Origin of the sequence: Brevibacillus jepli, assembly GCF_047229145.1 — a bacterium.
Lineage (GTDB): Bacteria > Bacillota > Bacilli > Brevibacillales > Brevibacillaceae > Brevibacillus.
In genome coordinates, this window is the sequence record NZ_JBFEFW010000001.1 from 377,253 (window position 1) to 397,657 (window position 20,405).

General features: G+C 48.4%; 18 protein-coding genes and 1 pseudogene. 14 read left to right on the forward strand and 5 right to left on the reverse strand.

Features of this window, described 5'->3' with window-relative positions:
- Nucleotides 1–37 precede the first annotated feature (37 nt).
- Entirely contained in the window at nucleotides 38–1,402 is a 1,365-nt protein-coding gene (locus AB1L17_RS01905; RefSeq protein ID WP_412842948.1) for an aspartate aminotransferase family protein, read from the forward strand.
- A 50-nt stretch (nucleotides 1,403–1,452) separates the two neighbouring features.
- Here the strand turns inward: AB1L17_RS01905 and AB1L17_RS01910 are convergent, their stop codons facing one another.
- Complete coding sequence (locus AB1L17_RS01910; RefSeq protein ID WP_412842947.1) at nucleotides 1,453–1,782, reverse strand: MazG nucleotide pyrophosphohydrolase domain-containing protein; 330 nt, start codon at nucleotides 1,780–1,782, stop codon at nucleotides 1,453–1,455.
- A 125-nt stretch (nucleotides 1,783–1,907) separates the two neighbouring features.
- Entirely contained in the window at nucleotides 1,908–2,060 is a 153-nt protein-coding gene (locus AB1L17_RS01915) for a helix-turn-helix domain-containing protein (RefSeq protein WP_412842946.1), read from the reverse strand.
- A gap of 6 nt (nucleotides 2,061–2,066) precedes the next feature.
- On the opposite strand from AB1L17_RS01915, the pseudogene AB1L17_RS01920 reads away from it, so the two are divergent.
- The 4 genes and pseudogenes from AB1L17_RS01920 to AB1L17_RS01935 all read left to right on the forward strand — a co-directional run.
- Nucleotides 2,067–2,852, forward strand: a pseudogene (locus AB1L17_RS01920) (RNA-guided endonuclease InsQ/TnpB family protein); the annotation flags it as partial.
- A 152-nt stretch (nucleotides 2,853–3,004) separates the two neighbouring features.
- The gene (locus AB1L17_RS01925) at nucleotides 3,005–3,586 is read left to right on the forward strand and encodes an LOG family protein (protein ID WP_412842945.1); all 582 of its coding nucleotides are present in this window, start codon (nucleotides 3,005–3,007) and stop codon (nucleotides 3,584–3,586) included.
- 167 nt (nucleotides 3,587–3,753) lie between these two features.
- Nucleotides 3,754–5,040: a hypothetical protein gene (locus AB1L17_RS01930; protein ID WP_412842944.1), complete on the forward strand. Its 1,287-nt coding sequence runs from the start codon at nucleotides 3,754–3,756 to the stop codon at nucleotides 5,038–5,040.
- Nucleotides 5,041–5,218: 178 nt separating this feature from the next.
- Nucleotides 5,219–6,478, forward strand: a complete 1,260-nt coding sequence (locus tag AB1L17_RS01935; RefSeq protein ID WP_412842943.1) for a hypothetical protein — start codon at nucleotides 5,219–5,221, stop codon at nucleotides 6,476–6,478.
- Nucleotides 6,479–6,489: 11 nt separating this feature from the next.
- Here the strand turns inward: AB1L17_RS01935 and AB1L17_RS01940 are convergent, their stop codons facing one another.
- Both AB1L17_RS01940 and AB1L17_RS01945 read right to left on the reverse strand, forming a co-directional pair.
- Nucleotides 6,490–6,918: a hypothetical protein gene (locus AB1L17_RS01940; protein WP_412842942.1), complete on the reverse strand. Its 429-nt coding sequence runs from the start codon at nucleotides 6,916–6,918 to the stop codon at nucleotides 6,490–6,492.
- Between the two features lie 9 nt (nucleotides 6,919–6,927).
- Nucleotides 6,928–7,440, reverse strand: a complete 513-nt coding sequence (locus AB1L17_RS01945) for a hypothetical protein (protein WP_412842941.1) — start codon at nucleotides 7,438–7,440, stop codon at nucleotides 6,928–6,930.
- Nucleotides 7,441–7,626: 186 nt separating this feature from the next.
- Between AB1L17_RS01945 and AB1L17_RS01950 the strand changes: the two genes are divergently transcribed.
- From AB1L17_RS01950 to AB1L17_RS01975, 6 genes are all read left to right on the forward strand, one after another.
- Nucleotides 7,627–8,973 carry an NAD(P)-dependent oxidoreductase gene (locus AB1L17_RS01950; protein WP_412842940.1) on the forward strand — a complete coding sequence of 449 codons (1,347 nt, stop codon included), beginning with the start codon at nucleotides 7,627–7,629 and terminating at the stop codon, nucleotides 8,971–8,973.
- A gap of 15 nt (nucleotides 8,974–8,988) precedes the next feature.
- Complete coding sequence (gene preA, locus AB1L17_RS01955; RefSeq protein WP_412842939.1) at nucleotides 8,989–10,266, forward strand: NAD-dependent dihydropyrimidine dehydrogenase subunit PreA; 1,278 nt, start codon at nucleotides 8,989–8,991, stop codon at nucleotides 10,264–10,266.
- Nucleotides 10,267–10,363: 97 nt separating this feature from the next.
- Complete coding sequence (hydA, locus tag AB1L17_RS01960) at nucleotides 10,364–11,749, forward strand: dihydropyrimidinase (RefSeq protein ID WP_412842938.1); 1,386 nt, start codon at nucleotides 10,364–10,366, stop codon at nucleotides 11,747–11,749.
- A 19-nt stretch (nucleotides 11,750–11,768) separates the two neighbouring features.
- Nucleotides 11,769–12,659 (forward strand): nitrilase-related carbon-nitrogen hydrolase, encoded by an 891-nt coding sequence (locus AB1L17_RS01965; RefSeq protein ID WP_412842937.1) that lies wholly within the window; start codon nucleotides 11,769–11,771, stop codon nucleotides 12,657–12,659.
- A gap of 89 nt (nucleotides 12,660–12,748) precedes the next feature.
- Entirely contained in the window at nucleotides 12,749–13,261 is a 513-nt protein-coding gene (locus tag AB1L17_RS01970; protein ID WP_412842936.1) for a hypothetical protein, read from the forward strand.
- 106 nt (nucleotides 13,262–13,367) lie between these two features.
- Entirely contained in the window at nucleotides 13,368–15,080 is a 1,713-nt protein-coding gene (locus AB1L17_RS01975) for a methyl-accepting chemotaxis protein (protein WP_412842935.1), read from the forward strand.
- Nucleotides 15,081–15,144: 64 nt separating this feature from the next.
- On the opposite strand, the gene AB1L17_RS01980 is transcribed toward AB1L17_RS01975, so the two are convergent.
- On the reverse strand, nucleotides 15,145–16,635 hold the full coding sequence (locus tag AB1L17_RS01980; protein WP_412842934.1) for an NCS1 family nucleobase:cation symporter-1: 1,491 nt from the start codon (nucleotides 16,633–16,635) through the stop codon (nucleotides 15,145–15,147).
- Between the two features lie 221 nt (nucleotides 16,636–16,856).
- Here AB1L17_RS01980 and AB1L17_RS01985 point away from each other — a divergent pair, with 221 nt between their 5' ends.
- The 3 genes from AB1L17_RS01985 to AB1L17_RS01995 all read left to right on the forward strand — a co-directional run bounded on the left by AB1L17_RS01985 (nucleotide 16,857) and on the right by AB1L17_RS01995 (nucleotide 20,359).
- A complete protein-coding gene (locus AB1L17_RS01985; protein WP_412842933.1) occupies nucleotides 16,857–18,467 on the forward strand; it encodes an ATP-binding protein in 1,611 nt (536 codons plus the stop codon).
- Nucleotides 18,464–19,156, forward strand: a complete 693-nt coding sequence (locus AB1L17_RS01990) for a response regulator (RefSeq protein ID WP_412842932.1) — start codon at nucleotides 18,464–18,466, stop codon at nucleotides 19,154–19,156. Before AB1L17_RS01985 ends, AB1L17_RS01990 begins: the two co-directional genes overlap by 4 nt.
- Before the next feature lie 144 nt (nucleotides 19,157–19,300).
- On the forward strand, nucleotides 19,301–20,359 hold the full coding sequence (locus tag AB1L17_RS01995) for a tripartite tricarboxylate transporter substrate binding protein (protein WP_412843288.1): 1,059 nt from the start codon (nucleotides 19,301–19,303) through the stop codon (nucleotides 20,357–20,359).
- The last annotated feature ends 46 nt before the right edge of the window (nucleotides 20,360–20,405 follow it).

Here is a 20,405-nt window from a genome sequence, read left to right on the forward strand (position 1 = left end):
GCTGCGCATTTTGCGTGAAACGAAGGAGGAGCGTGCGATGGAACAAGGACAAGTAACAAAGGATTTTGACAAAGAAAGCCTGCTGGATGCCGACCGTTCGCATATGTGGCACCATATGTCTCCCTACAATCCCAATCCGATGATCGTGACCGGAGCGAGCGGATCATGGATCACGGATATCGACGGCAACCGCTACCTGGATGGAATGTCAGGCTTGTGGTGCGTGAACGTTGGGTATGGCAGACAGGAGCTCGCGGACGCTGCTTACGAGCAGTTGAAGCAATTGGCATACTTTCCCCTTACACAAAGCCACGTACCGGCTATACGTCTTTCTGAAAAGATCAGCGAATGGCTTGGTGAGGAATATCGCGTGTTCTTCTCGAACAGCGGCTCGGAAGCCAATGAAGTCGCATTCAAGATTGCCCGTCAATACCATCATCAGAACGGGGAGCCGGGACGCTACAAATTCATTTCGCGACATCGTGCTTACCACGGGAATACGATGGGGGCTCTCGCTGCAACGGGTCAATCCATTCGCAAGGAAAAATACGAGCCATTAGCTCCTGGCTTCTTACACGTTCCTCCGCCTTATTGCTATCGCTGTCCGGCTGGTAAATCGTATGGCAAATGCAATTTGGAGTGCGCACAGTATTACGATCAAGTGATCAATTGGGAAGGCGAAAAGACCGTGGCAGCCGTCATCATGGAGCCGACGATTACCGGAGGCGGCGTCCTCGTTCCAGCACCGGAATACATGCCAAAAGTCCGCGAAATCTGCGACAAGTACGGCGTGCTGATGATCGTAGACGAGGTCATCTGTGGATTCGGTCGCTCCGGTCAAAAGTTCGGTCATCAAAACTTCGGTATCAAGCCGGATATCGTGACCATGGCAAAAGGCATTACCAGCGCCTACCTGCCGCTGTCCGCAACAGCTGTGCGGGCCGAAATCGCAGACAAATTCAATGAGCAAGGAAACAACCTGCATTTCCGTCACGTCAACACATTTGGCGGTAATCCCGCGGCATGCGCACTTGCTCTGAAAAATCTTGAGATATTAGAAGAGGAACAACTTGTAGAGAGAGCGGAGGAGCTTGGAGCAGAATTGCGTGCGAAGCTGGCGTTTCTTGCAGATCATCCTTACGTCGGAGACATTCGCAGCTTCGGCTTCCTGATGGGAATCGAGCTGGTGGAAGACCGCAAGACGAAGGAACCAGCCGCTCCAGCGAAATTGACGCAGGTGATTGCCGAGTGCAAGAAGCGGGGGTTAATCATCGGGCGTAATGGTGACACGATTCCGAGCTTCAACAACGTGCTGACACTCTCTCCGCCGTTTACCACCACGAGCGATGATATCGATTTTATTGCACAAGTCATGAAGGAAGCGTTTGATACATTGGCATAGGAAAAATAGCAGCCGCTTTCCACGAGAGGATGGAAAGCGGCTTGCTGATTTTATTCACGCTCCATCGCTTGATAGCGTTTTTGCAGTTTGTCCCGATGTGCGTCCAAAATTTCTTCAAAAGATACCTCATATTGGTTTGCCAGCAAGATCAAATTCCCCAATACATCGCCCAGTTCTTCCACCAGCTCCTGACGAGCTTCTGCAGCATGCTTTTCACCTTCATCAGGACGATCACGGCCAATTTCAATCGCACGTACTGCTCGTGCCAGCTCGCCAGCTTCTTCCATCAGGAAACCCACGCGGATAAAGGGGCTGTACTGCGTCCAACCGCGTTCTTCATAAAAATCGCCGACCCATTTTTGAAACTCAGTCATATTCACATATATCTGTCCCTTCCTGATTTTAGTATAATTATATTACACGCAAAGCAATTTACGGCAATCCATTCTACTTCAACAAGTTGGGAGGTTATTATTGACTATTAACAACCATGCAAATATGCATACTAATCATTCATGTATAATACGTCGTTCGGAGTACAGTCTAATGCCTTGCAGATTTTAGATAGTGTATCGAATTGAATTCCTTTGGTTTGATTATTCACTAAATCATATGTCGCCTTGTGACTGAGTTTAGCTTCTCTAATTAACCAATACACGGATTTTCCTTTTACAACGATACCGTGAAATTGAAGGTGAAGAAAGATCTCGTCTTCCTTTTGAGAGTAGGGTGGGTTTCTACTTCAGAACAAATCCCGATGAATACAAAGTACAGAAATCCTCGCGTCTCATTTGACGGCAAGTACTGGTATCTATCTGTCAGCATGGATCAAGAGGTAGAGAAGCCTTCTCTAACAAATGAAGCCATTGGCATCGACGTCGGTGTGAAGGAGCTTGCAGTTTGCTCTAATGGCATGACCTTTAAAAATATCAACAAAACAAAAACATTAAAGAAAGCAGAGAAACGTTTACGAAGGTTGCAACGTAAAGTTTCTCGCCAATACGAGATGAACAAGGAGGGAAACCGTTTTGTCAAAACTTGCAACATTGTAAAAGGGGAAAAATCCATTCGTTTGCTCCACCGAAGACTAACAAATATCCGTACCAATCACATCCATCAAGCTACCAGTGCGATCGTGAAAACCAAACCTCGCTCTGTAGTGTTGGAGACTTTGAATATTACAGGAATGATGAAGAACCGCCATTTGTCTAAAGCTATCGCACAACAAAAATTGCACGAGTTTACACGCCAACTACGATACAAGTGCGAGAAATATGGCATTCGCTTCTTGGAAGCAGACAAATGGTATCCTTCATCGAAGACCTGTTCTGGTTGTGGTCAAATCAAAAAAGACCTAAAGCTGTCAGATCGGGTATTCAAATGTGATTGTGGGCGAGTAATAGATAGAGACCTCAATGCCTCTATCAATTTAGCCAAATTAGCAAGCTAACACCTACAAGTTACTGCTAATATGTACGGATCGTTGTACCGGAATTTACGCCTGTGGAGTGTCATACCAAATGCAAGTAGCATCGGCAAAAGCAGACACAAAGAAGCAGGAAGCAAACAGAAGACTTTTACAATCTTTTGGCAACGGATGACATGAAACGTATTTGTGTTTATGCAGGATCCAATCCAGGTGCTAACCCGCTGTTTGAGCAATACGCACAGGAACTGGGAAAAGAACTGGTCTCTCGTGGTCTTGATTTGGTCTATGGCGGTTCCAGTATGGGACTGATGGGGCGTGTCGCAAATGCTGTTCTCGAAGGAAACGGTAAAGCGATCGGCGTCATGCCAACAGGATTGTTCCGCGGTGAGATCGTACATACAGGTCTGACAGAAATGCATGAGGTTCTGACGATGCACGAGCGTAAAGCGAAAATGATCGATTTGTCTGATGGCTTCATTGCTTTGCCCGGTGGTTTGGGAACCTTTGAGGAGATATTCGAAGTGGTGAGCTGGGGGCAAATTGGCATTCACCAAAAGCCGATTGGACTGTTGAACGTGGATGGCTACTATACGCCGCTGATGGAGATGGTTGAGCATGCGACTACAGCTGGCTTTATTCCCGCTATGCAAGGTGAATTGATCCTCTGCGAAAGCGATCCTGCGATTTTGCTAGATCGTATGCGAGATTACACACCACCAGTGAAAGTGAACAAATGGTCGGAACTGGATAAATAAACAAGCACAAAAAATAACCCGAAGCCTTCCACTTGCGGAAGGAATTCGGGTTATGCTAGTTATTGACAGGTGTACGGATGGAGTGCTAATGTATTTGATTATATCCCTAGTAAACACATAGGAATAATATTAATATGATTCGTCTTCATACGTCAGGAGGATTCTTCATGAACAGATCAGCGAAATGGTTACAACTCTCGACTTCCGCTGCCGTACTAACGGCCGCACTCGTATTCCCGACTGTAGTAGGAGCAAAAACAGCTCCAGTAGAGTGGAACAGCTTTTTACAGCAGCAATACGGGGTTTCTTTTGACAAGACCGTGACTCGCGAGCAATTTGAGAAAGCGTTGCTCAAGGTTATAGCAGCTACTTCAAGTATAGCGGAAAATGCAGAGACATCCAAAAGTTTCTTGCCAGCAGCAAAAGATGCTTCCAAGCTGCTTGTATGGGAAGCCGTCAGTGCTGCTGTAAAAGCTGCTGAATTAAAAGAACTAGGATATACATATAGCGAGGAGAAAGTGGCTGCCTCCTTGAAAAAAGCAGGGATTACGTACAAAAAAGGCGGAAACCTCACCTTGCAGGCAGCGCAAGAGCTGGCTGTAGCCCTTGACACGGGGCTTGTCTTTGCGAATACTTTGAAAGCAGCATCTGTGGAAGGAGCTGTATCCGCAGAGCTGGCGAGTGAATTGCTAGCAAAAGTAGCTGAGTTCCACGGCTCAGCCAAAAACTATTTGGGCACGATTGCAGATGAAGAGATTTTTGGCAAGCTCGCACAAGCTTGGAATGAATCGCAAATCATGAAAGCCGGAGCACTGCAAGAGCTCGTAGACAAGGGCTTGAAGCAAAACCTGATTACCGGCTACAACCTGAAGGACGCTGCATTTGATCCTCATTTTGATCCACAGCGCACGATTACGTACGGACACAGCGATATCGCCCACGCGATTCAATTGATTGGTCTGTTAAAAAGTGAAGGAATCGATGCCAAGGTACAATTTGAGCCGAAAACATCTGCATTTATTTACTTGAAGGAATGGGGAGAGCCTGTTCAGACGGCCGATTACCAGGTGGTTCAGATAGAAAACGGCAACTACATTGCGTATGCGAAGGAATACGATCTCAGCCTGGAATTCGACAGTGTAGAAGAAAAAGAGAAGTTTCAGCCACTTGTTTTGAAATATGCGAAAAGAGATCAAGAGGACATGACCGGATTGCTCAAGGCTTCTTGGTGGCAACCACTCTATCATTCCCGTACAGAGCTGGCAGATTATGCGGTTATTACGAACAACGTATTGAAAGATGGCCGTTATGTCGTGCAGTCGTTCTCTCTGAATGAGCAATCACCAAAAGTCGTGGAAGGCTTTCATAAGCTGAATGACAAAGTAAAAGTAGAGACCTACAAATTTTGGGTAGATCAGCCTTTCTTTCGTTATCTCAACGGTGAATCCAAGTAAATAGCGTACATCAAAAAGCGTCCTTTTACCTGCGCAAAAGCGAGGAGAAGGGCGCTTTCATATCATGTAATAAAAAATCCATTTAGCTGATTTTGTCTATTTCTGGTATAATTTAGGGATAACCGTTGATCTATGGAAATGGTTGTATAGTCATGCTGAGAGTTTGGGAGGGAATGAAGTGAAAAAGAAAGCGATAATTGTGCTGATGTCCTGCTGTTTGTTCGCTTCGACAGCATTCGCAGCAAGCGCATCAACGACAAAGCCAGCCTCAACGCAAAGCGGTACAGCAACATCCATGCAGGCACCAGCAGATTTGTCCAAAGGGCTGCTCGTAAATACCTTCTCTTCCCATCAGTGGAAACAAGATTCGCTCATGAATCTACTAGGAAAATCTGTGAAATTTTTTGATGAGTATGAGTACTATCCACAAGGAATCGGCATCAAGTGGGATGATAACAAACGAGTGTTTTCCGTGCTGGTTGATCCAGCGTACAAGGGTGAAATCGTGAAAGGCATCACCACATCCAAAAGCAAAGCTGAGATTGTACAGCTACTGGGTACTCCTCCATTTACAGATGAAAAACATGAGCTGATTGGCTACGCCCAACAGGATTATTATTTGTTCATCACATTCGCGCAGGAAAAAGTGAAAGACATGTCCATTTATCGACGTGACCCGATCACCGATACTACAGCCTTGGTTGAAATGGCCAAAAATCTGCAAGCATACGGGGAGAAGCTGGGGGCACCCGCCGAAAACGCGAGCTTTTCCATCTTTGGTGCTTGGGGTAAGCCGGAATTTGCCTATCACTTGCGGGGGGTCGGTACCTATTCGTGGGAGTATCCGTCCAGAGGGATCGCTTATGATGGTGCACTTGATGAGGCAACGCTTACCATTTACAGTAATTTTCCAGGCAAAGACAAGCTCACAGACTTGAAAAATGTAAAAAATGTCGTCTTCTCACAAGAAGATTCCCTGTTTATGATCGAGAAATTCAGAATAGAGAATGAAAAAGAAAAAATCGAGCTGGCGAAAAAGGCTGGAATCAGCTCGCCTGACAAGAAAAAAATTGCGGTCATTGATTCAGACAGTTTGTACAACAACGCAAACATTCGAATTTATCAGCCGGACTATACCCCACAGGCTCAACTGTTCCCAGGTTATTTTGTAGATCAAATAACATGGCTGGACAACAACTGGATCTTGTATCATACGATGCTGGGTGTGGGCGTTTTTCATGTTAATACGCATGAAAAGATAGAACTCGTAGGCATGGAGAAAAAAGCGAACGAGCCCTTTGAGATGCTAGACGTCAATCAAGTCCAGCCAGATCTCACAAAAAAAGCGATCGTGTTTGAAGTCAACACGAAGGAGAAGAAACAGACTTACACGGTTCGTTATGAAATCAAGGGCGACAAGATTACGTTCTCCTGGTAGGGGAATCATGACTACCGATTCTCACTGGCTCCGACCTCTGAGTTTCCGGCTTCTTTCTCGGCCAAGTATGAACGCATCCCGCGAATGAACAACTCGCGGATGACCTCTTGCTGTGTTTTGCTATTGACGAGAGAGCGTATTTGTTCCAGCTCGGCAACCAGTTCTGAATCAAGGTGGAGATTGACAGTCTTCCCTTTGCTTCGCGGATGTATTTCGTAGTGCTCCGCTGTTTTTTTCAAGGCTCCCACTATAGCAACGGCTCCATCCAATAGCTCATGGTCGGGGATATACAAGCAAGGTGCTTCTAAAATGATATGGGTCAGGTCTTCGCTGAAACGAATCGCGAGGGTCTGGCCCTTTTTTTTATGCAAGTCGCGGATTTGTCGCGATCGTTCTTGATTGGTGATTGTATTTTCCAGTGTGATAACGGCCAGTTCCATAGAGCCTCCTTACGGGAGTGACAGGTCTCCTTCTGCTACCGACAATAATACTTCTCCCGTTTTTTCCAATTGGACTTGGTAGGTGAAGCGCTGGTCGCTGCGCTCAACGGAGGTGATGATTCCCCAGCAGTGTATGTGTCCCGTGTTGACCTGGACACGATCTAATACCTCATAGATCGGGCGTAGATACCCTTTTTTATATAGGAAAGTCAGTACGGACTCACGAGGATAAAGAAATCGTTTGTTTCCTTGTTTACTGACCAAGAGGGGAAAGGCTTCCCGTTCGTCAATACAAATCCCTAAATAACCCTGATCTGCCCAGCGCTTGATGGTGGCCATACTGCCTACGCGGCCAACTCTTGCCTCCATCATCTCAAGAATTTCCCGAGAGGAGAGATACGCTGTGCGAGTCTCCAGCTGGGTCAAATAGTTCTTGTGCTCTGCTTCCAATTGAATGAGAAGGGCATTCGCATCCGCGATTTTTTGCTTCACGAGCCGGATTTCTCGGTCGTAATCCTTCATACGGGACGGTCCTTTCCTCCGTGTTTGCTTTTATCCTATTCGACCATGAAATCATTCATGTCAAAACAAGCAGATTGATTTCGTCACCACCATATGCAAATACGAAATGTAACAATCATAAAAAGACGATTTCGCACATTGATTAATAGCAAGCATGTATAGATCTGGTAAGGAGGTTGTGAACCGATGAGCATCCCGAATGATCTGACGAAAAACTTCGTGGAAGTCGTGCCTGCACTAAAACCGATGGAAGCAATCGATGAGGCGAACCGCTGCTTGTATTGCTACGATGCACCCTGTATCAAGGCTTGTCCTACGTCGATTGATATTCCCTCCTTTATCAAAAAAATTGCGACGGGGAATCTGTTCGGATCTGCCCGGACCATCATGGAATCCAATCCAGTAGGGGCAAGCTGTGCACGCGTATGTCCGACACAAGAGCTGTGTGAGGGTGCCTGTGTACTGAACAATGCTTCCAAGCCAATCATGATCGGTCTTCTCCAGCGTCACGCGACAGACTGGGCCATCCAGAATCAAGCGTCGCTGTTTTCAAAGGGCGAAGCAAATGGCAAACGGGTAGCAATAATCGGAGCGGGACCAGCCGGGTTATCGGCTGCGCGTGAGCTGGCACGTCTGGGCTATCAAGTTACCGTATTCGAAGCCAAGGATAAGGCAGGGGGATTGAACACCTACGGCATTGTTTCCTTCCGCTTGCCACAGGAAATCTCGCTCTGGGAAGTAGAGCAAGTAGAAGCCTTGGGAGTAGAGATTCGTACGAACACGCGAATCGGTGTGGATGTAGCGCCGGAAGAGCTGTTAGCCAATTATGATTCTGTCCTCCTGGCGGCGGGTATGGGCAGTGTACCGCAGCTTCACATTCCGGGAGAAGATTTGGACGGTGTACTCGATGCCATTGCACTCGTAGAGGAAACCAAGACAAAGCCGCTATCAGAAGAGATGGTAGGGAAAAAAGTCGTCGTCATCGGTGCTGGAAATACGGCCATTGACGCTGCTACCTGTTCGAAGCGTCTGGGCGCAGACAATGTGCAGATTCTTTACCGGAGGACAGTGCATGAGATGTCCTGTTACCAGTTTGAGTACGAGTTCGCCAAGCAGGATGGCGTAGAATTCCGCTGGCTCGTTGCACCAACACGTGTTCTGGAAGAAGATGGTCGAGTGAAGGGCTTGGAACTCGTGCGCATGGAGCTGGGCGAGCCGGATGAGAAGGGAAGAAAGCGTCCTGTAGAAATTCCGGGCAGTCATTTTGTAATCGAGGTAGATTATGTCGTCAAAGCGATCGGACAAAACAGACACCTGTCGCTCATTGAAGCATTGGGGCTACAGCACCGCAAAGGGATTGTCAGCGTCGAGGAAGGCACCTATCGAACCTCTCATGCCAAGGTTTTCGCGGCGGGCGATGTCATCTTTGGCGGAGGCAAGACAGATGCGATGGTAGTAGATGCGGCCAATCATGGAAAAAGAGCCGCTCATGCCATCCACCAATCACTTAGTGATCAAAAACAGCCGGTATAAAGGAGGAGACCTTTCATGGCAGATCTCAGCATCAATCTGGCGGGAATCCAATCGCCGAATCCCTTTTGGTTGGCCTCTGCACCGCCTACCAATTCAGGCTACCAAGTCCAGCGTGCTTTTGAAGCAGGGTGGGGTGGAGCGGTCTGGAAGACACTCGGAGAACCGATCATTAACGTCACCTCCCGCTTTGCCGGTCTGAACTTCGGGGGACAACGCGTCTTTGGCTTCAACAACATTGAACTTATTACAGACAAACCGCTTGAAGTCAATTTGAAGGAAATGGACGAAACGAAGCGGCGTTTTCCGAAGCACACGTTGATTGCGTCGTTAATGGTTGAACATACCCAGGAAGCATGGCACGAGATCGTCAAAAAGGTGGAAGCGATCGGCGTAGACGGGTTGGAACTGAACTTCGGCTGTCCACACGGCATGGCAGAACGCGGGATGGGATCTGCAGTTGGTCAGCATCCCGATTTAATCCGGCAACAGGTCGAATGGGTAAAAGAAGTCGCCAAAACGCCCGTCATCGTGAAACTCACACCGAACATCACAGACATACGCTTTACAGCACGGGCAGCTAGTCAGGGTGGAGCAGATGCCATCAGCATGATCAACACCATCAACAGCTTGATGGGGGTCGATCTCGATAAATGGCTGCCGATTCCTCATGTGGATGGAAAAGGGGCTCATGGTGGCTATTGTGGACCAGCTGTCAAGCCAATCGCCCTGAACATGGTGGCAGAGTGTGCGCGTGATCCCAAGGTGGGAATCCCGATCTCTGGTATCGGAGGTATCTCTACCTGGCGTGATGCCGTTGAGTTTTTGCTCATGGGTGCAACGGGTGTTCAAGTGTGTACAGCAGCGATGCACCATGGATTCCGGATCGTCGAGGACATGATTGACGGGCTAAACAATTACTTGGACCAGCGAGGAATCGCCTCTGTGATGGATATCGTAGGTAAAGCCGTGCACACGTACTCGGATTGGGGACATCTGAATCTCAATTACAAGGTCGTGGCTCGCATCCATGAAGAAACCTGTATTAATTGCAACAAATGTCATATTGCTTGTGAAGACACCTCGCATCAATGCATCGATATCGTCCCTGATGCAGCGACGGGCAAAGAGCGCCTGGTCGTGCGCGAAGATGATTGTGTCGGCTGTAATTTGTGTTCGATCGTATGTCCTGTAGAAGGAACGATTGAGATGGTCAAGATTCCAAGCGACAAAGCCCCTCTGAGCTGGAATCAACGGCAGGCTGCTTTGGCGCAAGGAAGTAGCTGTGAGTTGTAAGGCAGTGAGCCTGCATGCATCTTTTGGGCCTAGAACGCATAGCGTGTACTAGGGAAGGCATGTCTACTCGGTGACGGGTTGAAGAGGAGATGATTGGATGAAGAAATGGATTCGAAATGGCACAGTCGTGACAGCGTCAGACACGTATCAGGCGGACATTTTGATCGAAGGGGAAAAGGTAGTCGCAATTGGCTCCCATCTGGATGTGAAAGATGCAGAAGTGATTGATGCTACCGGATGCTATGTTTTCCCGGGAGGAATTGATCCACATACTCATCTCGATATGCCATTTGGCGGAACCGTTACTTCCGATAACTTTTATACAGGAACAAAGGCCGCAGCGTTTGGTGGAACGACCAGTATCATTGACTTCTGTCTGACGAATAAAGGGGAGCCACTGCATTCTTCCATTTCTACCTGGCATGAAAAAGCAAGGGGCAAGGCGGTTATCGACTACGGCTTCCATCTGATGGTTTCCGATGCGAATGACCAAGTTCTCGAGGAATTGGGAGCTGTCGTCCGAAATGAAGGCATTACTTCACTCAAGGTATTTATGGCCTACAAAAATGTGCTGATGGCCGATGATGAGACACTTTTTAAAACATTGATTCGCGCGAAAGAGCTGGGAGCCCTCGTCCAGGTTCATGCGGAGAATGGCGACGTCATTGATTATTTGACCAAGCAGGCGCTAGCAAAAGCCCAAAAAGATCCGGTGTACCACGCTTACACACGGCCTCCTGAGGCTGAGGGGGAAGCGACTGGACGTGCAGCGGCACTGACTGCACTGGCTGACGCACAATTGTATGTCGTGCATGTCTCGTGTGCAGACGCTGTACGCAGAATCGCGGAAGCACGTGAGAAAGGCTGGAATGTGTACGGGGAGACGTGTCCGCAATATTTGGTACTCGATATTACCCATCTCGAGAAGCCAGACTTTGAAGGAGCGAAGTACGTCTGGTCCCCACCACTCCGGGAAAAATGGAATCAGGATGTCCTGTGGAGTGCGCTGAAAAACGGCATCTTGCAAACGGTCGGCTCTGATCACTGTTCCTTTAACTTCTCGGGTCAAAAAGAGTTGGGCCTGGGTGATTTCACGAAAATTCCAAATGGCGGACCGATCATTGAGGATCGGATGCGCATCCTCTTCTCGGAAGGTGTGGTGAAGGGGAAGATCAGTCTGAATCAGTTTGTTGATATTACCTCAACGAAAGTAGCCAAACTGTTCGGGATGTTCCCGCAGAAAGGCACGATTGCGGTAGGCTCTGACGCCGATATCGTATTGTTTGATCCGACTGTGAAGCGAACGATCTCCGAGGAAACGCACCATATGAATGTCGATTACAATCCGTTTGAAGGTATGGTGGTGAACGGCGATATTATTTCGGTGCTTTCGCGTGGCACCTTTGTCATTCGCGAACAGCAATTCGTCGGTCAAGCCGGGGCTGGCCGCTTTGTGAAACGATCGACCTTTGCAAGACCGTAAAAAGGCGAGGAGGACGAATATGGCAGATATCATTCGCATCGGCTTGATTCAGGCTAAAAACGATGTCCACGGAGACGAACCGGTTCATTTGCACAAAGAAAAAGCCATTGAGAAGCATGAGAGGATGGTGCGAGAGGCGGCGGGCAAAGGGGCACAAATCATCTGCCTGCAAGAAATCTTCTATGGCCCTTATTTTTGTGCCGAGCAGCAACCGAAATGGTATGAATCAGCGGAGGAAGTCCCGAATGGACCAACCGTGCAGCTGTTCTCGTCTCTTGCCCGCGAATTAGGAACGGTATTGATTTTGCCTGTGTACGAGCGAGTGGGGATCGGTACTTACTACAACACCGCGGCTGTAATTAATGCGGATGGCACGTATTTAGGCAAATATCGCAAGCAGCACATTCCACATGTGGGAGTGGGCAGCAGTGGGTGTGGCTTCTGGGAGAAATATTACTTTAAGCCGGGCAATCTTGGCTATCCCGTTTTTGAAACCGCTTTTGCCAAGGTCGGGGTCTATATTTGCTATGATCGGCATTTTCCAGAAGGCGCACGATTGCTAGGCTTGAATGGCGCAGAGATCGTCTTTAATCCATCTGCGACAGTCGCCGGCTTATCCGAATACCTGTGGAAGCTAGAGCAGCCTGCTCATGCCGTAGCCAACGGTTATTATGTCGCAGCGATCAATCGGGTGGGGACAGAAGCGCCTTGGAGCATGGGAGAGTTTTACGGGCAATCGTACCTGGTCGATCCACGAGGACAATTTGTCGCCATGGGGAGTCGGGATCAGGATGAGGTTGTTATCGCCGAGATGGACCGCAACAAAATTCATGAAGTACGGGATACGTGGCAATTTTACCGGGATCGCAGACCGGAGACCTACGAGGATATGGTAAAGCTATTACCTTAATACAAGAGTGAGGGAGGTGCCAGACACGCGCCTTCCTCCTTTTCGCATCATTGGAAGGATTCCATCAGAGCCAAAAGGAGCGTTCAGGGATGAGGCAGACTGTATATCGAGGAGTTGAATATGGCGAGGGACTTCGCGTCGCGAAAGCGCAACGGTATGAGAGGGAAGAGCGACGACATTTTATAAACGGTGCAAGTGCCAAGGCAGTGTTTGGCTCCGGTGTCTACTTGGTGAGCAATCCGGAGATTGCTGCACAGTATGCGATTTGCCATGCAGAGACGAATGGAGAGAAGGCAGTCGTACTGAGCCAGCAGCTACATTTGCAGGGTCTCGTATGTTTGGACGAGCGATATGGGGAAAACGAACTACGCATGGATGCATTGCGGGCTGCTTATTCAGAAGAGGAACTAGAAAAAAGACAGGGCGCCATGGGACATGAGGAGTGGCTGGAATGGACGGGAGATAAGGTACGAGCCTATTTGATCTCCTGTGGATACCGGGGGATACGGTATCGGATCAGCCCGGAGCTTACGTACTATATTTGCTATGAGCCTGACGTACAAATTGAAGAGATCACGATTCTTTCTGTGCTCGATGTGTGAGAAATAGTCTAAGACTATCGACGTATTCGACATAGTTTGGTAAGATTAGACAATATTCGAGCATTTTCAGCTTACCTATCTGACACAGGAAGGATTGCCGACAACGATGAGTTTTTTACGCAACCTCAGCACCCGAGCCAAACTTTTTAGCTTGATCGTGATGATGGCGGTCTTTTTGTGCGCTGTTGGATTCACGGGATATTTTCATGTAAAAGTCTCTGGCGAACGAATCCAGGCAATGTACGAAGATCAGCTTCTTCCAGTAAAGTGGATTAACGACTGGAGACAAGAAATACGCGCGATTGACGGATTGGTCTATAAAATGATTCTTGATCCATCTCCTGCGATATTTGCCGAATACAAGACTGAGCTGGATGTACGAATGGAATCAGCAGATCAAACCTTCCAATATCTCCAGGCAGCTAAGCTAGATGAACAAGAACTCGAACGAGTGACGATGCTCAAGGAGCTCACCGAGCAGTATCGCAAGGATCAGGGCGAAGTCATCAAAATGATCCAGCAGGGGCAATCGGATCAAGCCTATGCGTTTTATCGTGCAACCGATAAGACTTTGAATTGGATTAATCAAGAACAACTGGAATGGGCGAATTACAAGTCAGAGCAGGCAGTCGCCATGCAGAAGCAAAACCAGGCCGAGACAAAGGATGCGATTACATTCCTGATTGTGGTTGGCATACTGTCGATCGTGGTAGGAAGTGTACTGGGGTTCATTATCTCCAAGATGATCGCTGACCCGCTGCGCATCGTTTCGAGTCGCATGCAGCAATTAGCTAACGGAAATATGGCAGTTGCCCCTGTTACCTACGTGACACGTGACGAGGTCGGTACGCTAGGAGTTGCCTTCAATGAGCTGGTAACCAATTTCCGTTCATTGATTGAGCAAGTAAAAGTGGCAGGTGAGCAAGTCGCTGCTTCTTCTGAGGAATTGTCAGCGAGTGCTGAGCAGTCCGCGTACGCAACAGAACAGTCGATCAGCAGTGTACAGCAAATCGCATCCGCCTCCGAAGTACAGACCCAACGCACCCAAGAAAGTGTACGTGTCATGGAGGAAATGTCGATTGCCATTCAGCGGATTGCCGACACGTCTGGAGCAGTATCAGAATCCTCCGCACAGGCAGCAGATGATGCTGAGCAAGGAAATATTCACATTCAACAAGCTGTTGTACAGATGAATACCATCTCCGACTCGGTTAATCATGCTGCAGATCTCGTACAGCTTCTCGGCGTTCGGTCAGAAGCCATTGGCCAAATTGTCGACGTGATTACGGGGATTGCGTCTCAAACGAATTTATTGGCGCTCAATGCTGCGATTGAAGCGGCGCGTGCAGGAGAGCATGGCAGGGGATTTGCGGTTGTAGCTGACGAGGTGCGCAAACTCGCAGAACAGTCAGAGGAATCTGCGCGTGAGATTGCGAGACTGATCGGGGAAATCCAGCAAGAAACCACGCAAGTCGTGCATGTCATGATGGATGGAACCGAAGAGGCCAAAAAGGGTGCAGAAGTCGTTCAAGAAGCAGGTGTTACCTTCCAGCGTATCGTAGCAGCTTCTCAGGATGTTGCAGGTCAAATCCAAGACGTTTCAGCGGCAACCGAGCAAATGTCGGCAAGTATTCAGCAAGTTGCTTCCGCAATAGATGAGATGAATCGACTCGCGCAGGAAGCAGCCGTACATACGCAGGGCGTATCAGCAGGAGCAGGGGAGCAGCTCGCTAGCATGCAAGAAATCGCCCGCTCTAGTGCGAATCTGAATCAGCTTTCCCAGGAACTGCAAGATTCTATTCGTCAATTCAAATGGTAGCGTGAACGATCATACGAAAGACTGGCAAACCCGATGGGCAGCCAGTCTTTTTTGTACCTTGCTATTAGGAAGCAATCGTTTGCTTGGTGTTTGCCGTAATTTTCTCGTAATCTTTGGCACTCAATATCGTAGAGTCGTTTTTCATCATCCAGGTATAGATCACGAGCGAAATCAGTAGCCCGATCGTCCAAGCATTGTCCCATATAATACCTAAGCCCGGAATGTATTTACTAATAAAAGGAATCGCGATCCCGATTAGCATCGCCCAGATTGCTCTGCCATTAAAGCCAGTCTTGTATGCGTAGATCCCATTTGTTTTGTAAAGTTCGGTTAAATGAATGCGCCGCTTGCGCACGAGCCAATAGTCCGCGATGGCAATTCCGTCAATGGGTCCTAACAAGGCACCATACGTTCCTAGCCATAGGAAAATGTAGTTGCCGAAGTTCTCCAAAATGTACCAAGGCTGCATCAAGAGCGACACGACGCCTGCAATGATCGCACCGGCTTCATACGAGAGGCGACGAGGTGCCAAATTCTCCACTGCCCGCGCGGGAGCAACGATATTGGCTGCGACGTTGGTCGTCAATGTGGCGAGAATGATGCCGATCGTTCCGAGAAAAATGGCAAAAGGCGAGAATTTTGCCAGCACAGCTGCCGGGTCCCACAAAGCTTCTCCGTAAATGACGACAGTAGCGGAGGCGACGGCAACACCGATGAACGAGAAGAAGCCCATCGTGGTCGGCAACGAGGAGGATTGTCCGATGATTTGTGCTTTTTGGCTTTTCGCGTATCGACAGAAATCAGGAATGTTAAGAGCCATGGTCGCCCAGAATGCGATTGCTCCCGTCAAGGCTGGGAAGAAAACCTTCAAGAATTCTGCATTCGTAGTAAATTTCGACGGTGCTGAGAGCATCGGCCCCCATCCGCCTGCTTTTGTAAGTGCCCAGGCGAGGAGAGCCAAGCTCATGATGATCAGGATCGGGGCAGCCCACGCCTCCATTTTCTTGATCGTCTCTGGTCCTTTATAAGCGACCCATACGTTTAACAGCCAAAATCCGAAGAAAGAGATCCAGAGATGGCCAGGAACATTTTCCCAGCTTGTCATCGACATCAAGAGTGTATCGATGGCAGCACCTCCGAACCAACAGTTGATGCCAAACCATCCAGCGCCAATTAAACCGCGAGCGACGGCCGGAATATGGGCACCCTTGGAGCCAAACCATAGGCGCGCAAATACTGGATAAGGAATGCCAAATTTCGTCCCGGCATGAGAGTTGAGGAGAATGGGAATAAGGACAATACAGTTACCGAGAATGATCGTCAAAATGGCCTGCCACCAGTTCATACCCAACGAAATCAGCCCTGCCGCCATTGCATACGTCGGCAAACAGATCGACATACCGATCCACAAGCTGGCAAAGTTGTAGGATGTCCAGTTGTGCTCTGCCATCGTCGTCGGCCGAAGACCTTCATTATAAAGCGGACTGTTCTCGATTGACTCTACGCCTTCTTTCGTCAGGGTCACGATTCCATTTGTATCCGTTTGCGTCTTCACTTCTTTCCCTCCTTTTCATTTCAAGATGTCTCGTATTCGGACAAGCGCCTAGTTTGTCTTGAATACAAGTTGTAACATTATATTGGGGGACAGAAGGCCTAATACCTGATTTTTCGTCGAAAAAAGACGGCCACCTACGACAAGTTCCAGCATGGACAATGGGAATAATCTACCTTTTTACCTAATGTGGATGGTAAGATGAAGCAAGAGGTGAGCGAGCTGTGGCAACAAGCAAAATACGTATGTCTTTGCAAACCAGAATGATCTTATTGATTACTATTGTCATTATTCTGATTGTTTCGTCAGTTGGGGCGGTGTTTTCATCCATTGTCGCTTCGTCGATCGAAGACCAGGTGGGGAAAAAAGCACTAAATGTAGCAAAGATCGTTGCGAGTGATCCTGAGCTGCGTAAAGCATTTTTAACGGATCATCCTTCTGCGCTGATACAACCAATCGCAGAAAACATCAGGATCCAAACCGGAGCAGAGTTTGTGGTTGTGGGTAACCATGAGGGGATTCGTTATGCGCATCCGATTCCGGATCGAATCGGGAAGGAAATGGTGGGAGGAGACAACGAGCCTGGTCTTTCACATGGTCAATCCTACATATCGAAGGCAGTTGGCAGCATGGGGCCATCGCTGCGCGGGAAAGTACCGATCAAAAACGAACAAGGGCATATCATCGGAATTGTTTCAGTCGGATTCTTGCTGGAGGATATCGAGGAGGCCATTGATCTTTATCAAGATCGCGTATTGATCATTACGCTTCTCGCCTTGTTATGCGGAATTGCTGGTGCGATTGCACTGAGTCGCTATTTAAAGCGTTTAATTTTGGGATTGGAGCCGGAAGAGATTGCAGCGCTGTATGTAGAAAGAAATGCAGTTCTAGAGTCAGTACGCGAAGGAATCGTGGCGATTGACCGCAATAATCGCATCACGATGATGAATAAGGCTGCGATTCGGATTTTGAACTTACCGGAACAAGATGTCCACCGCAAAGAAATTTTCGATGTACTGCCAGACAGCCGTATGCCTGAATTGCTAGAATCGGGCGAACATCAATTGGATCGGGAGTCCATGATGGGTGGAAAAGAAATCATCGTGAATCGGCTTCCCATCAAGCTCGGAGATAAGATCGTAGGCGTGGTCAGCAGCTTTCGCCCCAAATCGGAAATTGACCAGCTGGCTTCCGAATTGTCCCAAGCGAGGCGTTATGCAGATGTACTTCGGGCCCAGACACATGAATTTCACAATTTGTTGTACACCATCTCAGGCTTGCTACAGCTTGGCTCGATTCAGGAAGCCGTAGAGCTGATTACGAGTGAAACATCGGCACAACAAGAAATGATTTTGTTTTTGGCAAAGCAAATTCCTGATCCATTAATAGGAGCGCTGCTGCTAGGAATGCACAATCGAGCCAAAGAGCTAAAGATTCAGTTCGTCATCAATCATGACAGTCGTTTGAAGGAGCTCCCCACGACGATCAACCGCCAGCAGATTGTTGTCCTGTTGGGTACACTCATCCAAAACGCGTTGGAAGCTGTCAATGAACCCAGTGTGGAGCATAAACGTGTGGAATGTTATTTGTCTGACACGGGTGATGAGATCATGTTCGAAATCGAGGACTCGGGGCCGGGTGTTGCGGAAGAATTGCGCGAAAAAATATTCGAGTACGGTTTTTCCACGAAAAAAGGAGCGGATCGAGGGATTGGTCTGGCCAAGGTGCATGGAATCATTAATGAAATGGATGGCTATATCCTCGTGGGCAACAGCGAGCTAGGAGGCGCTCTATTCACCGTATCCTTGCGAAAAAGAATGGAGGTGGCGTCTTGAGGAAGTTGGAGGTTCTCATCGTAGAGGACGATTTGCGGATTATCGATATCAACAAACGATTTGTCAGCAAGATCGAAGGCTTTGAAGTAATTGCTACCGCGACCAATGGCAGTGATGCCAAAGAATTGCTATCGTATACGCGCCCTCAGCTCGTTTTGCTGGATGTGTACTTGCCTGACATGCTGGGGACGGAGCTGGTCTGGTTTATTCGGCAGCATTATCGAGAGGTAGACGTCATCATGATTACGGCAGCCAAGGAAATGGAAATGGTTCAGGAAGCGCTGCGCGGCGGAGTATTCGACTACATCGTCAAGCCATTGGTTTTCGAGCGTTTTCGTGAACGGCTGGAAAGCTATCGTGAGCACGTAATACGGACGAGAGAAGCAATCGAGGTGGACCAGGAAGTCATCGACCAAATGCTGACGAGAAGACTGGTAGCCTCGAAAAGTCGGGAAGTGCTCGCGCCAAAAGGAATTGACCTCTTAACGTTGGAAAAAGTGAGCGAAGCGATAAGACGGACGGGAGACAAAGGGGTCTCGGCAGAGGAGATCGGCCGAGAGATTGGGACCAGTCGAACGACGGCACGACGGTATTTGGAATATTTGGTGCTGGAAAAAAAGGCGCGTGCTGACTTGATTTATGGCACAGTAGGCAGACCAGAGAGAAAATATCGCTACATCTCATCCTGAGCCATGAACAAAATGAACAAAAAGTTTCTAATTTTCTAAATAGACCTTATGCACGAAAACTATTCCTCCTTAGGACCTAGTGGTACATTAGGTTCAAGCGTGACAGCGCTTACAATCAGGCGGTTTAAGGGGGATATTTGTTTGATGAAAAGAAAAAAAGTACTGATCACAGTGTCCACTTTTCTTACACTAGCATTGGCTGCTTGTGGTGGAGGTACAGCGAATACGGGAACAGCAGGTCCGGGAACGCAACCAGCACCAGCTGCACAGCCAGCGGCAGAGGCGTCTAAATATCCTGAAAAGCCGATCGTGTACGTGGCTCCGTCCGGTGCAGGAGGAGGCTGGGATAAGACAGCTCGCTCGCTGGCAAAGGTGCTCGGTGAAAGCAAGCTGGTGACAGAGACTATCACGGTTGAAAACAAGCCAGGCGGTGGCGGAACGGTATTCTTGGCTGAGTATGTCAGCAAAGACAAAGGCAATCCTTATAAATTATTCGTGAGCTCCCCGCCTATCTTGATTAACAATAACAAAAAAGAGGGGAACAGCCCATTTGGCTACAAGGATGTAACACCACTGGCGCAAATGACGAAAGATTTTGGCACCCTCGTAGTGAAAGCGGATTCACCGCATAAGGACGTCAAAAGCATCCTAGACGCGATCAAGGCTGATCCAAGCAAGATTACACTCGCAGGTGGATCTGCACCAGGATCGATGGATCACTTGATCGGCGTACTCCCAGCAGCTAAATATGGAATTGACCCGAAAAGCGTGAAATACGTCTCTTATGACGGTGGCGGCGAAGCAATGGCTGCATTATTAGGCGGTAATGCTGATATCATTGCGACTGATGCTTCCAGTGTCGGTGAATATCTCAAGGCAGGCAAAATTCGCGTACTCGGCGTCACTTCGGAAGAACGCCTCGGCGGCAATTTAAAAGACATCCCTACATTAAAAGAGCAAGGAATCGATGCGACCTTTACAATTTGGCGCGGTGTCTTCGGTCCTGCTGACATGCCAGCAGACGCAAAAGCTTATTGGGATACAAAGCTGAAAGAACTGTCTACTCATGAGGCTTGGACAAAAGAATTGGCAGCAAACGGTTGGGAGAGCGAGTACAAGGACGCAGCGGCCTTCACTACTTTCCTGGATGAACAAGATAAGCTGGTAAAAGAACTGTTGACATCACTCGGTATGTCGAAGTAGGGAGAGGAGGGGCAACCCCTCCTTTTTCCACACCTTAGGAGGTATA

Excerpts from the sequence above, each read along its gene's own strand:
- AB1L17_RS01905 (WP_412842948.1), top strand. The coding sequence starts at position 38 with ATGGAACAAGGACAAGTAACAAAGGATTTTGACAAAGAAAGCCTGCTG.
- AB1L17_RS01925 (WP_412842945.1), top strand. The coding sequence starts at position 3,005 with ATGAAACGTATTTGTGTTTATGCAGGATCCAATCCAGGTGCTAACCCG.
- AB1L17_RS01930 (WP_412842944.1), top strand. The coding sequence starts at position 3,754 with ATGAACAGATCAGCGAAATGGTTACAACTCTCGACTTCCGCTGCCGTA.
- AB1L17_RS01940 (WP_412842942.1), bottom strand. The coding sequence starts at position 6,918 with ATGGAACTGGCCGTTATCACACTGGAAAATACAATCACCAATCAAGAA.
- AB1L17_RS01945 (WP_412842941.1), bottom strand. The coding sequence starts at position 7,440 with ATGAAGGATTACGACCGAGAAATCCGGCTCGTGAAGCAAAAAATCGCG.
- AB1L17_RS01950 (WP_412842940.1), top strand. The coding sequence starts at position 7,627 with ATGAGCATCCCGAATGATCTGACGAAAAACTTCGTGGAAGTCGTGCCT.
- preA (WP_412842939.1), top strand. The coding sequence starts at position 8,989 with ATGGCAGATCTCAGCATCAATCTGGCGGGAATCCAATCGCCGAATCCC.
- hydA (WP_412842938.1), top strand. The coding sequence starts at position 10,364 with ATGAAGAAATGGATTCGAAATGGCACAGTCGTGACAGCGTCAGACACG.
- AB1L17_RS01965 (WP_412842937.1), top strand. The coding sequence starts at position 11,769 with ATGGCAGATATCATTCGCATCGGCTTGATTCAGGCTAAAAACGATGTC.
- AB1L17_RS01970 (WP_412842936.1), top strand. The coding sequence starts at position 12,749 with ATGAGGCAGACTGTATATCGAGGAGTTGAATATGGCGAGGGACTTCGC.
- AB1L17_RS01975 (WP_412842935.1), top strand. The coding sequence starts at position 13,368 with ATGAGTTTTTTACGCAACCTCAGCACCCGAGCCAAACTTTTTAGCTTG.
- AB1L17_RS01995 (WP_412843288.1), top strand. The coding sequence starts at position 19,301 with ATGAAAAGAAAAAAAGTACTGATCACAGTGTCCACTTTTCTTACACTA.